This window comes from Pleionea litopenaei (assembly GCF_031198435.1).
GTDB lineage: Bacteria > Pseudomonadota > Gammaproteobacteria > Enterobacterales > Kangiellaceae > Pleionea > Pleionea litopenaei.
Genome location: NZ_CP133548.1, coordinates 2180621 through 2195177 on the forward strand (window position 1 = coordinate 2180621; position 14557 = coordinate 2195177).

A 14557-nucleotide genomic window follows, 5' to 3' on the forward strand; every position below is an offset into this window, starting at 1 on the left:
AATTAGTTGGCTGACGACCAGTAAGCGTACGAAAAATACAGACTATTGATAAACACCTTGCTGGTGCCCCACCAAAACGCTCGAAAGTTCATATTGTCAGCGTAATAAGTAATTCCACCTTTACCTTTTCGAACGGCGACAATAGCAGGTGCTTTAGCCAAAGCTTTTTGATTATCAGACGATGCATAACCTGACAATAAAGGCGATTCTAAAAAGTGTGCGACCGTCGCAAAAGGTTCTTCTTGATCGACTTCATAAACATCCGTTCCGCGACGGAACATTGGTAACATCGATCGTTCGATACCGTAGGCCAGTGGATGGGAGAGGTCAAGACGAGTTTGGAATATCGCGCCACCAATCACTTTTTCTGCGTGGAACTGCTCTCGCTCAGAATAATTCATCATGGCCTCCGGTTCATCTGAAGCAACCTTCAAATGAATCGGTCCCCACAATTGTTTTGCCAACCAGCGACCGGCTGTACGACTAGCAATTAACTGCCCACCTTGGTCAATCCAAGCAGAAAGTTTTTCACTGTCTTCTTCGGTCAAAGAATAGCGGCCCGATACCATAATAATATGCGTATAAGCGTGCAGAGGAATTTTTTGCAGTTGTTGCTGAGTAATTTTTACTAAAGGTATTTCTAAACGTTGGTCCAGTAGATGCCAAACTTCCCCCGCTTCGTAACTACTGACGCCATCTCCAACAATCAAAAGCGGCTTTGGTGTCACGAGTGACATAACAGTTGGGCTACCAATATCCACTCCCGATTTTGCTAAACCCGAGGTTATTTGTTGAGTTGCAACAGGAAGCGCTTTTAATTCATCGCCTAACAAATAAGCTAGCCGTTCGCGTGATATAACCTGTTCGCCAAGCGGCAAGATAATGCTTCCAGCAGCAACCTTTAAGTTGCCATTGACGCCTTCGAAAACACTGTCTTTGGTCATTACTTTTAACGTCACATTTTGCTTTTGCAAACGAGTTACTAAAGGTGCTGTATTAAAGTCTCGCCAGTCAAAGGCCACCGCAATGGTGTTTTCACGTAATGTAAATAGTTGGTCAGCTAACTCTCTTCTGCCTTCTTTACCACGTAATCGAGAGGAATAATCTGAGCTGTTTAAACTGGAAAAATCTAAATTAAACGACAAGGCTAACGTCCAAGAAGATACGTCATAGAAAGTGTTATCTTTGAACTGTGTTTCTGTTTCAAATAAATTACGTATCAAACGAAACTGAGGCTGTTCTAAGGGTACAATATAGGCTTCCGATTTTTCATAGTTTCTTTCAGAGACTTTGATGTCTCTCGCTAATTGAAAGTAATCGACTTGATGAGTATCAAGAATATCTAAAAATTCATTGAGTCTTCGCTTATCACCGTCGGCATCGAAAACATAAGCTTTGACCTTATGGTCATCGGCGAGTTTATTCACTTGTTGATAAAACGACTTTTGATAACGCTTCAAGGCCGACGCTTCATCTAAAACTGCTTTTAAGGTCGAGAATGACGTCGCTAATTGGTTGCGTATCGCAAACGGAAAAGAAACCGGTCCATTCACTGAATTTTGAATATGACCTCTCGCCGATGCTTGTTCAAATAAAATACCGACAGCACCGTTAATATCTGGATAAGTCGAGCCCTTTCCATAATAAAAGTCATCGAATCCCTCTTTGCTGTAATAACGGGACCCAATGGAATCTAAAGCGCGAGCATGGTATTCAGCGATTCTTGCCGTCAAATCAAAATTCTGCTGTGGGGTTTTCGGATTTTGTCGACTCGGTACGCCAGGTTGAAAAAAATAACTACTGTTAGTGCCCATCTCATGAAAATCGGTCACGACCAAGGGTTTCCATTGATGAAAAGACTTTAACCGCGCCTGTGACTCTGGATGCTGAACCAACAGCCAGTCTCGATTGAGATCAAACCAATAATGGTTTGTTCGGCCTTGCGGCCAAGCTTCATCATGTTCTACATCATTGGGGTCGGCTATCCACTGCTGACTTTTCCGAGAGTTAACCCAGTGGGCAAAACGAGCAATGCCGTCTGGATTAATCATCGGTTCCATCAAGATAACGGTGTTGTTCAATAACTTCTCGACTTGCTCTCCTTGAGCTGCCGCTAGGTAATAGGCTAACAACAATGCAGCATTAGCCCCCGAAGCTTCATTGCCATGAACAGAGTAACCCATCCATACAATGGAAGGTGCTGACTCTTTGCTTGTTAAGAAGGCCTTACGTTGCGCTTTGATTGCATCGATCTTCTTTATGTTGTTCGAGCTTGAGAAAGACACCAATAGTAATGGACGTTGCTCATAACTCCGGCCCATTTCTTCGACCCATACGCGATCACTGGTTTGTGCCAGAGCATACATGTACTCCGCTATTTGCTCAGGGCGAACATGCCAATCTCCTACCGAATATCCCAATACCGATTGTGGCGTTGGTATATCGGGATTAAACGAAGCCTGTGGATCTAAAGTTAAACTGGGTTGGAAGTAATATTCAAACGAGGTATCTGGCTTGGAGAGTGCTCCAAGAGAGAAAAAGGCAACAATTAATAGCGATAGATATTTCATATTGGATTTTTTCTGCATGATTATGTGATGTTTTATACATTGGTTATAACAAAATTATGCTTTACACGCACCTTTAAACAAGTCTAGCTCGACCCGAGCAACGATCAATAAATAGAAAAACTCTTTACCGAATCTTTATTCACTTACCCTGGGTATGGTTATTGATTCTTTCTCATCGAATCATGCGAAAGCTTCGCGTTTAAGCTCAATTCTTGATAAAATCGCCGTCAAGTTTTTCAACAATGGTTGACACATGATACAAATCACCGAATCAGCGCAAGAGCATTTTCGCAAACTTCTTGCGCAACAAGACGACGAAGGTACCAACATCCGAGTATTTGTGGTTAATCCCGGAACACCTCACGCAGAATGTGGCGTTTCTTACTGTCCGGCAGATGCCGTTGAAGCATCCGATATTGAGTACCCATTTGAAGGCTTTTCCGCCTACGTTGATGAAGAGTCGAGCCCCTACTTAGATGACGCTCTAATCGACTATCAAACCGATAAGATGGGTGGGCAACTTACCTTAAAGGCGCCCAACGCCAAAGTTCGCAAAGTAGCGGACGATGCCCCGGTAGAAGAACGTTTAACCTATGTCATCGAAGCCGAGATCAACCCTCAACTGGCCAATCATGGCGGCAAGGTTAATCTCGTAGAGTTCACAAAAGATGGCTACGCGGTGCTTCAGTTTGGAGGCGGTTGTCAAGGTTGTGGAATGGTCGACGTGACTTTAAAAGAAGGTATCGAGAAGACTCTACTCGAGAAAATTCCTGAGTGTAAAGGGGTAAAAGACGTTACCGAACATGCCGAAGGCGACAATCCTTACTACTAAAATCGTCTTTTCGACTGAAACCTCCTCCAACGAAATCCCCTTCGTCGAAGATATAGCAGGAGAGAAGGCAAAATCATCCTTCTCTTCTGCTGCTTAACTTTACTCGACGGCCTGAGCTAAAGCTTCGGGTAATTCGGGGTAAATAAATTCAAAACCGCTCGCAAGAAGCTTCTCTGGGTAGGCAGCTTGGCCCGTCAATAGCAAGTCAGCCATTTCTCCAAACATAAGCCTTAGTACCCAAGCGGGCATCGGTAATCGCGCAGGCCGATTCAGAGCTTGTCCCAAACTATCACTGAACACACCATTGCTAACGGCACCGGGTGCGGTCAAATTAAACGGACCGGATAATTGCGGGTCTGCCATCAAAAATTCGATGGCTGCAACCACATCGGCAATGTGTACCCAGCTCATCATTTGCTGGCCATCACCAAGACGACCGCCTAGGCCAAGTCGAAATGGCGGTAACATTTTGGCCAAAAAGCCGCCTTGAGACGCGACGACCAATCCCGTACGAATAACACACACTCGCGTACAATCACTGGCTTGATTGGCACTAGACTCCCAAGCCTGACAAAGTTGATAAGTAAACTCATCGTGAATTGGGCCATCTTCAGTTAGGCGCTCATCTAAATGTCGGCCGTAATAACCCACGGCTGAACCTGATATAAAACAATCGGGGGCATGCTTAAGCTGCTTGATCCACTCTACCAGGCGATCCGTTAAAGCCACTCGAGAATCAAACAACTCTGCTTTTCGTCGCTGACTCCAACGTTTATCCGCAATCGGAGCGCCAGCTAAATTGACCACAACATCGGGTAGAAAATCATTCGCACTCGACAAGTCGTCAACTAACGAAACGGCACTGGGTAATTTCTTTGCCGCTGCATCGCAGTCTCTTGTTAAACCGAGTACCGTCACTTTACGGTCGACCAAAGATTTCGCCAAGGCTTGTCCGATTAATCCGCTGATTCCTGTAATAAAGACTTTCATTTCAGCTCCGTCGATTGTTCCTTGATGAATAAATACGCCAGATTATTAAGGCTAGATACGCTGGCAACGCATAAAGCACTGCGAGCCCCATAACGCCCGCGCCGATATAAAACAACCATTGCCACTCAAACGTGGCCGCTAGATAAACGATCAAAACCCCAATAAAAAACGCACCAATGGCCCATTGTAATTGCCGCCATCGTTGTTTTGGTTGCTGTGTAAAGTACTGAATAAGAGAGACCATTATCCGACTCTTAGGCGCTCCGCTAGGCTGGTGCATAACAGCTTAAAATCCTTAATGAATTCAGGTGGCAATATTGCTTTCGAGTACGGCATGTCACCATAAATCAGTGCGCGAACTTTATTACGATAAAACAGTGAGTTTAAAATAAAGTGCGTTATGTGTTCATTTTGAATCGAATCTGGCAACTGCGACCAATAAGCTTGATGCTTCATTTGATCGAATTGTAAGAACGCTTGATGCGCAAGAAACTTTTGCCAAACTTTATTTTTCGCAAAATCGACAGAGATGACCAAATTTTCGTGCTCAGTTTGCTTAGCTTTCGTTAACAACGACTTAGCTTTTGTGCCCGCCTGATTTATCACAATAAAGACGACTCTCTCTAGAGGAGAGTGTTCGATTAACGTCTCTGCAAACTGCGTTATTGCACTTTTAGCGTCTGAGATTCCATCAACTCCGCTCATTAACTTACGGTATAAACCTTTTAAATAAGTTCTTTGTGTAGCGGTATAAGCTAAGGTTTTTTCTCGTTGCTTTTTCTCTAACAGGTGGTTTGAATTAACCTGTTTGTCACGCTTTGACGCATTAGCATTGATCGCGACAGGGGAATTCGTCGTCGCCGTTGTAGTGATGGATAAATACTGAGCGTAAGGCGAAGGCGACGGCGGATCAATTAAAGCCGAGGCCAGTTGAAACTGTGGAAACTGAACATGCAAAGTGTCCACTTCTCGACAAGACTGAATAACCGCCTGTGTTACTTGGCTGTCTTTTTGATGACAATGAATCGCTGCGATGTCTTTCCAACGAGACCAAGCATTTCTTAGCCAAGGAGAGCACACAATTTGCGCTAAGCGATTGGCAATTATCGGCGTCATTTCTGGCGCTCCTAAATGTAACCTTAATGCTCGGCTGCATTCCTCTAAACGCAGATCATTTTGACGATGAAGGGTCACTGCCTGCAATAGCTCTCGGCTAACCGGCACCAAACTAAAATTTGCAAGACGCTGATTTAAGTGCGGTAGAAAGAAGGATTCACTGACCAATTTTTGCAGCTCACCAAATTGGAATCCGAACAAGACTTCGCTGGCCTGTTCATATGACATTGGTTTGCGGTAAAACATTCTTCTCAGTTGCCAACTACGTTTTGGATGCATCCAATACATCAACCATTCAGTTGCTCTTGCAAATAAGGCCGCGGCTTCAATATCTTTGGTGTATCCCGTTTTCATTTTTGCCAAATGCTTTGCAATATGACTGGCCAATACACTTTCGGCCAACACTTGTCGCATTTCGGGCTGATGCTCTTTTTCAAAGTTCTTTAGCTGACCTGCTATCGCGCGAATACCTTCAATACCGATCATACTGAGCGCATGCTCAAGTCCATTGACTTCACCATTACGCTGAGCTTGGATCTCTCCGGCTAACTTTTGCATATACAAGCAAAAAATTGGGTCTGTCGCTGTTAATCTGGCAATATCGGCTGCCGCACAATCATGATTGGCCAAACACGTCTGTAAGGCTTCCAAAGGTGTCAGAATAGGTATTTCAAATTGACAGAATTTCTCAATCAACTGCGGTGCAGTGTAAGAAAGCGCTTGTGCCATGAATTTAGGTCCACTAAAACGGTTACATTCCCAATACCGTTGGTCAACAGCTCACCAAGGTTCTCGGTTGAAAACAAATACGTCCGTAACGATTCCAATCTTATTCATTATCATTGTTCAACCCAATCCATTATCGTTAAACTATAGCTAATTTTGGTCCAGTTTTCCGCTAGTTATGCTTTGTCCTCTTTGTTCGTCAACATCCATCAACCAATATGCTAAAGACCAACGTCGTCTTTACTATCAATGTGCACGCTGCAAACTGGTCATTGCCGACTCAACTAGCCATTTATCTTTAGCCGCAGAAAAAGCCGAATATGACAAACATGAAAACACACTAGATGACTCAGGGTACCTTAATTTTCTATCTCGCGCCTATGAGCCTTTAATGGCTCAAGTACCGGCTCCAGCTGACGGACTGGACTTCGGGTGCGGTCCGGCACCAGCACTGGCCCATTACTTAAAAAGTCAAAACTACCAAATGGCGTGCTACGATAAGTTTTATTTTTCTGACCCATCCCCCCTGAAACAGCGATATGACTTTGTTACCTGTACTGAGGTCATCGAGCATATTGCCGATCCAGCGGTAGAACTCACTAAAATCGTCAGCCTTCTGAAGCCTGGCGGCTGGCTAGTCATCATGACCAAGCGAGTCATTGATCAATCTCGATTTAGCCAATGGCACTATAAAAATGATCCCACCCATATTTGCTTCTATAGTGATGCCACTTTCGAGTGGATGGCGAAGTTTTTTGATATGACACTCAATATCGTTGGGCCCGACGTTGTCATGCTACAGAAATTACGCGCAACAGACGCTCGTTGAAAGATTGGCCACAAAATCGCCTTTTGCTATACTTCTCAGCGATAGGAGGCGTTTTATGATCCAGATTTTTCAGTTTTCTAACTTCACTATTCGTATCCCCGCTCTGCTACTTGCTATGGCATCTACTCTCGTGCTGGCAGGTTGCTCAAGTGAGTTTTTACGAGCCCTTGATGATGCGAATGCCAGCATGGGTGGCCAACGGACTTGCCAATATTCTCGCAATAAACAAACCGATCAATTCGACGACTTTTCAATTACTTGGGGTGGTTACTGCAATCAATGGGAAGTACAGGTGAGCAGCAGAACCGTTTACACCTTGAAATGTCGCTTTGACAATGGTCAGGGCCGTCTATACCGAAACCTCTATGTTCAGCCGCGTCAACGCACAGAAGAAATCTCGGTTGCCCATATGAGCCAAGGTTTTTATTATGACTGCCAACGTTGGTCGCGGGCAGCATTCGATAAGAAGCGCTCAAAAGGATTGGTACTGCAAGAAAAAATGGAACGCGGTGTCTACTACAATCGCGTGCAAAACTCTGCGGGTGCGAAAAGAAGCTGTTACATCAGAGCAAAACAATCAAGCTACGATATCGTTCGTCAAACCTTGCCGGCCTATGGCTGGACTGACTGGGTAAGGACTGGCGACAAAGGATTTAAGTATGGATGTAAGAGGGTATAAACAAGATACCCTCTCAGTATTTTAGCTCTTGATTAACTGTTCACGAATGATTGTTTCTAGCCTGATTTGATCCTCGGCAAACTTTCGAATGCCTTCAGCGGTCTTCTCTGTTGCCATGGCGTCTTGATTCATCTGCCAGCGAAACTCTGCTTCCGACAATGGCTCAGGCTGTGCTTTAAAGGCCCCGGTAAACTCTAACTTTCGTTGAACGGTCGATGTTTGTTCTGTTAACTGAGCGAGCAACGCCGGACTTATGGTTAAACGGTCGCATCCGGCAAGCGCCAGCACTTGCTCAACTTTTCGAAAGCTGGCACCCATCACAATGGTGTGGTGTTGATGCTGTTTGTAATAGTGATAAATTCGGCTAACTGACTCGACGCCGGGATCATTTTCGATAGCGATATCTTCAAGATTTTGGTCATTCTTATACCAATCATAAATGCGCCCAACGAAGGGTGAAATCAAAAAAGCGCCGGCTTCAGCACAAGCTCGGGCTTGCACAAAATGGAATAATAAGGTGAGGTTGCATCGAATGCCTTGTTTCTCGAGTTCTCGCGCAGCTTGAATACCTTCCCAAGTCGATGCAATCTTAATCAGCACTCGCGAGGGATCAACTTCTAATTTTTTGTATAATTGAATAATGCGGTGTGCTTTATCGATGGTTGCTTGCTTTGAAAACGAGAGTCGAGCATCGACTTCGGTTGAATTAAAACCAGGGATTTGATTCAACAAACGTTTACCGATTTTTACGGCAAACATATCACACGCGTCTTGTACTTGCTGTTGTTCATCGCTCGATTGCTCTCGAGCGAACTCAATCGCCTCCGCGATATCAATTTGATAATCAGCCTGTGCAGCTGCTTTTAACAATAACGACGGATTCGTGGTTGTGTCTTCGGGTTGATAAGCTTCAATTGCAGTAAAGTCACCTGTATCGGCTACCACCTTGGTATATTGCTTCAATTGGTTTAATTGATTCATACTTCATCCATTCCTTGAGTCTTCAAGTTTAATAATTTATAGCGACAACCAAGCAAGGTCAATTGCTCCTCTATACGAAATGGCTATGACCAAGCAAAGGTTGCAAGCCATACATAACCGCGTATTATCCTTTGCATACTTTAAAGTTTAACGACAATCAGCGAGAATTTTATGTCTAACTTCAATAAGAAGATCGTCCTTATTTCCGGAGGAACTCGAGGTATCGGTCGTTGTGCAGCGATTAAATTTGCGCAACAAGGCGCTACGGTTATCGCTTTGTATCGAAGCAATCAAGAGGCTGCCGAAGCATGTTTAGATGAGCTAATAAAAATCAACTCGACGACATCCCACAAAGTACTTCAATGCGATATCACTGATGCCGTCCAATTAGAAACACTGGTCAATCAAATTGCGAGCGACTATCGATGCATCGATGTACTCGTTAATAATGCTGGCATTGGTCCTTATCATCCTTTCGAATCGACTGACTTTGCAACTTGGCAGCACATGTGGAGAGATACCTTAGCCACCAATCTTTTCGCAGCGGCAAACTTAACCTTTTTAGTTGCAAAAATTATGCAGCAGCAAGGTGCAGGCCATATTGTTAATGTTAGCTCTCGAGGAGCATTTCGCGGCGAGCCCGATAAGCCCGCATACGGAGCCAGTAAAGCTGCCATTAACGCGCTAACGCAGTCTTTAGCGGTAAAGTTAGGTGAGTACGGTATCAGCGTCACAGCGGTTGCCCCTGGGTTTGTTGAAACTGAATTGACGGAAAAAAAGTTATCAGGAAAAGAAGGTGAGTCCATTCGTTCGCAAAGTCCTTTTAATCGAGTCGCTCGCACTGAAGATGTTGCAAATGCTATTCTTTACTTCGCTTCAGCGGAAGCCACGTTTTCTTCAGGCGCTATATTAGATGTAAATGGCGCATCTTACTTACGAAGTTAACTGACTCTTACAAAGGTGACTTACAATGCTGAGTGGGCAGTCTAATCACTTGGCGACAAACTGGTTGTTTTCCCCAATGGTTTTTATGCCAATGGTTTTTTTACCCCAAAAGTAAGAAAGCAACCTACCTCTGCGTTAATAAACCAACATGCTTGCTAAAGCCCGATGGCTCGGCCTTTCGAGCGCTTCACAGTCTTCTATGCTGGAGGTTGGCACACTCTTCGCTTCACCAAAAGTGAACTTTAACTTCACGGAGGTAATATGAGTAGTGTGGCAAAAGCAAAATTAACATCGGTTCATAGCGATTCAAACTTAAATAATGGGATCAACAAAGGTGACCGAAAAAGTTTAGCTTTACGTCTTTCAGAAGCGCTGTCTGACAGCTATATGCTGTACTTAAAAACTCAAAATGTGCACTGGAATATTGTCGGGCCTATGTTCTACTCTGTTCATGAATTAACCGAGAAACAATATCTAGACATGGCAGAAGCGATTGACGATATCGCTGAACGAATACGAGCCATCGGTTTCACGGCTCCTGGATCATTCCAAGAATTCAGTCAATACACCATCATTAAGGAGAGCTCTGGAAAAGCCGAATCAGAGTCGATGATTGCGTCGCTCGTTGAAGGCAACGAAATGTGTGCAAGACGGTTGCGTGAAGCCGTTGCTGAAGCAGAAAAGGTCGATGACGTCAAAACCGCTGACTTACTGACTGACCGAATTGGGCAGCATGAGCAAAATGCTTGGATGCTTCGCTCATTAATTTCAAAATCGTAGCAGTCTGTTTGTAACAGCAATCTGTTTGCAATCGTTGTCTATTTTAAGGCTAACCATTGAACTCAAATCAGAAACGGTCTCCGACCGTTTCTGATTTTTTCTATTTAAACTTGAAAAAATCCTATACGCAATTCTAATACCAGAGAAAAGTCATTCTCCTGGCTTAAATTTTTTCTATAACATCACTGACCCATTGTTTAGTTTGCTTTACTGATTAATTGCTCCATAATATGCCCATTAATTCTAACCAGAGCTGCTTATGGCCAATCGCTTGTTACTGATAGAACAGTCGTCTTCGAAAGATGACTCTCTCAAAACGTTTTTCACCCAGAAAAACTGGCAAGTCACTACAGCAGACTCCATTAAGCAAGCGGCCTCGCTATTAATTGAAGATTCGTTTAATCCGCACGTAATCATTGCTGATATTGGCTCGCCCAAAACATCCTTGCTGGATGATTTATCGGAATTGCAAGAGCATGCCGAACACAGCGAGTGGATATTTCTTCACCAACCCACATCCGATGATCACCAAGAGTTCTTAACGGATCTTGCCTTTGATCTTCTAGAAAAGCCATTTGATTTAAATCGTTTAAACACCATCGCTAAACGAGCTCTAAGAACCAGTCTTCTCACAAAAGTTGCCGATAGCTACTCGCTAAAAGAAAAGCAAAGATATCAACCCGAAAGTTTTTTTGGGAGCAGCAGCAAAGCCGATGAACTAAGAGAGTTATTGGTACAACTGAAAGATGTTCCCATCAGCGCTCTAACGATTACCGGTGAAACAGGTACAGGAAAAGGATTAGTTGCAAAAATCATTCACTATTCCGGTTTGCGAAAAGATGGTCCGTTGATTGAGCTTAATTGCGCCGCACTGCCAAAGGATCTATTAGAATCACAGTTGTTTGGTCATGAAGCAGGTGCGTTTACCGGAGCCACTAAGCGTTTAAAAGGTTTATTTGAGCAAGCGGACGGCGGAACTCTTTTTCTTGATGAAATTGGCGATATGGATATCGAGCTACAGTCAAAGTTACTAAAAGCCATAGAAGATCAAAAGATCCGTCGCTTAGGCGGAGAAAAAGAAATTGATATTGATGTACAATTTATTACGGCGACGAGTGTCGATATTGAAGAAGCTATCCAGCAAGGCAATTTTCGCGAAGATCTTTATCATCGTATCAGTGTCTTTACCTTGAAGTTACCAAGTCTTAACGAGCGCAAAGACGATTTAATTGAACTGGTTCCTCGGATCATCGCTGAGTTCAACCAAAAAGCGAACAAATCCGTCTCTGAAATTACCGACGCTTCCTGGGAAAAGCTTCTTTCTTATCAGTGGCCCGGTAACGTTAGGGAATTGCGTAATGTACTAGAACGCTGTGTCCTGCTTTCTAACAACCATCAACTCCCTGACCAATGGTTGCAGCTAAGCGATAACGTAGAGCCTCTGTCTAACCAAGTACTCGATGACAACCAACTGGTGATTCCAATTGATGGAACCCTAGCTTTAGAACAAGTCGAAAAGCTGATGCTTGAGAAAGCACTAGAGATTGAAGAAGGTAATGTTACTGCTGCGGCAAAACGATTACAAATCAGTCGAGAAACGATGCGTTATCGCATGAAAAAATTTGAGCTATCCAACGGTTGAAATCAACCATTGGTCTTAGTTTTGCACCACTATACCGCTATTTAACGCCGAGAACTCCAGCCTCCTCTCGCTAATCTAAGCAAATCAGGCAAGTTTGCGCTGGCATAATTTCTGCTTGTTACTATCTACTTATTAGTAGTCCAATATTTTTGCGGAGGTGATTATGTCTTACAAACGAATACTAGTACATCTAGATAACCACCCTTCTTGCGACGATCGTCTAAAGAGCGGGCTACTATTGGCGAATACCTTCAGTGCTGAGATCAATGGAATTTATATCGAACCTGACCATTCCGCAGAACTGATCTTACAAAGTCAAATGATGCAACAAAATGCGCCTTTGGTTAATGCAAATACTCAAGCCGCACAACAACGCTTAGAGCAGGAAAAAGCCGAACTTCAAAAGCGCATCAGTCAATTTGAAGATGCCGCTTTACAACCCCTCCCTTGGCGCACAGAACGAGGCAACATTCGCGATGTGCTATCGCGCTTTGGGCAGTTTAATGACATAGTGATCATGACCAATATGTTAGATGAAGATCCTCTTCTCAGCATCAAGCCACCGGCAAGTGAAGTTGCAGTGAACACCAAAAGCCCGGTACTGGTGATTCCTGAAGGTCTACCAATGAGCGCACCGCTTAATAACATACTCGTGCTATGGAATGGGCAGCCAGAAGCCTCACGCGCAATTCACAACGCTCTACCGCTGTTTAAAGTCACTCGCCAAGTAACTTTGTTCTGCTTTACTGTTGAGCAGCAAGAAATATCTCACTATCTTGAGGCTAGAAATCAAATTTGCGAGTACCTCCATGCGCATAATATCGAAACAACCATGATCGATCGCGCTCACCATGGTCGTCATGGCCGTATCGAGCAATCGATTTTAGAAACATGGAATCAGGGTGATTATCAGTTGGTTGTCACAGGCACTTACGATCATTCAAAAATAAAAGAACTTCTCTTCAGTAGCATGACCAAACAACTTTTAAATCACGAGAACATGCCATTGATGCTATCTCATTAGCATTGAGCTGTTTAAAAGCAAAAAGCATTTATAGGTAACGAATACCAACACTCATTACCTTTCTAAAATACAAAACCATGGAGCGGTCAGATTTGAATTCAAAGGGTACTATTGCGTAGTTCACTGCAAGCACTAGCTTTGCCAATATAAGGTTTCGCTTTTTTTAAAATCGTATTTGAAAATGAGGTTCTTTCCCAAAAGATACTGTCTAAATTATTTTCATAAACCGCACTGTTACAGTCAATATGAACAATGAGCTTCTTCTTTAGCTCGTCGATTTTACCTTCCTCAATTAGTTCAATAAACCTGACATCATTTGAAATTTGATTTTCTACAGCCATCTGGCTAACGGTTGAAAACGACTTTCCAAGATAAATATACATGGAAACCAAGCCAAAACTGAACGCTGTCAATGTCGTCACTAGCAATTTCATGAACGGTACCTTTTATTTGCTAATACTTAAATAGAGCTGTCCTAAATGGAAGTATTCCGACTTAAACATCTTAAGATATGAGAGAATTATCTTACTCGGTAAAATAAACACTATCACCGACGGCAAGGATTTCACCAACGCCTTGCGACAAACTCGCATTTTGTCCAAAAGCGGCGGCGGCTTTATTCGGCATTGGATTAATTTCCGTCAAAACTTTGAGCGGCTGCATCGACGGATCTTTGAATGCCGTTTCTTGCTCAATGGTGGTCACCACGCAGCGCTCACAAGGGTACTGCAGATGAATTTTAATCTTGTCTGACTCAAGCCAAGTTAGGCGATGCTCAGAAAATGCCGGAATACCCGATACCACAATATTAGGTCGAAATCGGTTCATTCTTAGGGATTTTCCGAGCTGTTGATTTAAAGCATCTAAAGACGCTTGATTAGCAACGAGAAAAGGAAAACCATCGGCAAATGCCGTTGAGACTTGCGCCCCTGGTTTCATCAGTTTATCGCTTTGATCGACCCACCGGGTAAATTCCGGATGCATTCTCACCAACCGAACCGGCCAGGGCGTTTTTAAATGCTGAGTAAGCCACTCACTCACAGCATTGCCTTCATCGAGGACCTTACATTGGTTTTTCCAAACGACCGCTTCTTGAATATGCGATGAGTCTCCTTGATAAAGCATAGGTATTTCAAATTGGTCGCCGTTCCAACTTAAAATCAAACGGTCATCTTCTAATTGAGTTTCCATTAGCGCCATTTGTGGAAACTGTCTTTGCGTCACAAATTGATACTTTGGGTTAACGATCATCCACTGACGATCGTTCTTTATCCCAAGATGCGTCAACTCCGCTTGCTCAATAGCAATTCCTTTAAATCCTTTCACTGGATAAATCGCCAGCCCCTCAACTGTGGCTTTAAACATGGAGTATCCTTGACCCTTAACTCTTGACCGTTATTAAAGCGAGAAAGTTACCATAACCACAAAAAAAAAGCATGCCAA

General features: G+C 43.6%; 14 protein-coding genes. 7 read left to right on the forward strand and 7 right to left on the reverse strand.

Annotation, left to right across the window (positions count from 1 at the left end; genetic code table 11):
* Positions 1-2: 2 nt before the first annotated feature.
* A complete protein-coding gene (locus Q9312_RS09875; protein ID WP_309204465.1) occupies positions 3-2570 on the reverse strand; it encodes a M14 family metallopeptidase in 2568 nt (855 codons plus the stop codon).
* A 253-nt stretch (positions 2571-2823) separates the two neighbouring features.
* On the opposite strand from Q9312_RS09875, the gene nfuA reads away from it, so the two are divergent.
* Complete coding sequence (gene nfuA, locus Q9312_RS09880; protein ID WP_309204466.1) at positions 2824-3402, forward strand: Fe-S biogenesis protein NfuA; 579 nt, start codon at positions 2824-2826, stop codon at positions 3400-3402.
* Between the two features lie 99 nt (positions 3403-3501).
* Here nfuA and Q9312_RS09885 read toward each other — a convergent pair whose 3' ends face one another.
* The 3 genes from Q9312_RS09885 to Q9312_RS09895 are packed head-to-tail and all read right to left on the reverse strand — an operon-like array spanning position 3502 to position 6237.
* Positions 3502-4392 carry a TIGR01777 family oxidoreductase gene (locus tag Q9312_RS09885; protein ID WP_309204467.1) on the reverse strand — a complete coding sequence of 297 codons (891 nt, stop codon included), beginning with the start codon at positions 4390-4392 and terminating at the stop codon, positions 3502-3504.
* 1 nt (position 4393) lies between these two features.
* On the reverse strand, positions 4394-4636 hold the full coding sequence (locus tag Q9312_RS09890; protein ID WP_309204468.1) for a hypothetical protein: 243 nt from the start codon (positions 4634-4636) through the stop codon (positions 4394-4396).
* Complete coding sequence (locus Q9312_RS09895) at positions 4636-6237, reverse strand: HDOD domain-containing protein (protein ID WP_309204469.1); 1602 nt, start codon at positions 6235-6237, stop codon at positions 4636-4638. The genes Q9312_RS09890 and Q9312_RS09895 overlap by 1 nt, the downstream gene beginning before the upstream one ends.
* A 175-nt stretch (positions 6238-6412) precedes the next feature.
* Between Q9312_RS09895 and Q9312_RS09900 the strand changes: the two genes are divergently transcribed.
* Together Q9312_RS09900 and Q9312_RS09905 are read left to right on the forward strand one after the other, a co-directional pair.
* Positions 6413-7063 carry a class I SAM-dependent methyltransferase gene (locus Q9312_RS09900; protein ID WP_309204470.1) on the forward strand — a complete coding sequence of 217 codons (651 nt, stop codon included), beginning with the start codon at positions 6413-6415 and terminating at the stop codon, positions 7061-7063.
* A 55-nt stretch (positions 7064-7118) separates the two neighbouring features.
* Entirely contained in the window at positions 7119-7742 is a 624-nt protein-coding gene (locus Q9312_RS09905) for a hypothetical protein (RefSeq protein WP_309204471.1), read from the forward strand.
* Positions 7743-7763: 21 nt separating this feature from the next.
* On the opposite strand, the gene tal is transcribed toward Q9312_RS09905, so the two are convergent.
* On the reverse strand, positions 7764-8723 hold the full coding sequence (gene tal / locus Q9312_RS09910; RefSeq protein ID WP_309204472.1) for a transaldolase: 960 nt from the start codon (positions 8721-8723) through the stop codon (positions 7764-7766).
* Positions 8724-8894: 171 nt separating this feature from the next.
* Between tal and Q9312_RS09915 the strand changes: the two genes are divergently transcribed.
* The 4 genes from Q9312_RS09915 (at position 8895) to Q9312_RS09930 (ending at position 13114) form a co-directional block, all read left to right on the forward strand.
* On the forward strand, positions 8895-9668 hold the full coding sequence (locus Q9312_RS09915; protein WP_309204473.1) for an SDR family NAD(P)-dependent oxidoreductase: 774 nt from the start codon (positions 8895-8897) through the stop codon (positions 9666-9668).
* Between the two features lie 261 nt (positions 9669-9929).
* On the forward strand, positions 9930-10448 hold the full coding sequence (locus Q9312_RS09920) for a Dps family protein (protein WP_309200682.1): 519 nt from the start codon (positions 9930-9932) through the stop codon (positions 10446-10448).
* Between the two features lie 259 nt (positions 10449-10707).
* Positions 10708-12090, forward strand: a complete 1383-nt coding sequence (locus Q9312_RS09925) for a sigma-54-dependent transcriptional regulator (RefSeq protein WP_309200683.1) — start codon at positions 10708-10710, stop codon at positions 12088-12090.
* A gap of 163 nt (positions 12091-12253) precedes the next feature.
* On the forward strand, positions 12254-13114 hold the full coding sequence (locus Q9312_RS09930; RefSeq protein WP_309200684.1) for a universal stress protein: 861 nt from the start codon (positions 12254-12256) through the stop codon (positions 13112-13114).
* A gap of 98 nt (positions 13115-13212) precedes the next feature.
* On the opposite strand, the gene Q9312_RS09935 is transcribed toward Q9312_RS09930, so the two are convergent.
* Both Q9312_RS09935 and Q9312_RS09940 read right to left on the reverse strand, forming a co-directional pair.
* A complete protein-coding gene (locus Q9312_RS09935; RefSeq protein ID WP_309200685.1) occupies positions 13213-13548 on the reverse strand; it encodes a hypothetical protein in 336 nt (111 codons plus the stop codon).
* Between the two features lie 91 nt (positions 13549-13639).
* On the reverse strand, positions 13640-14479 hold the full coding sequence (locus tag Q9312_RS09940) for an MOSC domain-containing protein (RefSeq protein WP_309200686.1): 840 nt from the start codon (positions 14477-14479) through the stop codon (positions 13640-13642).
* Between the last annotated feature and the right edge of the window lie 78 nt (positions 14480-14557).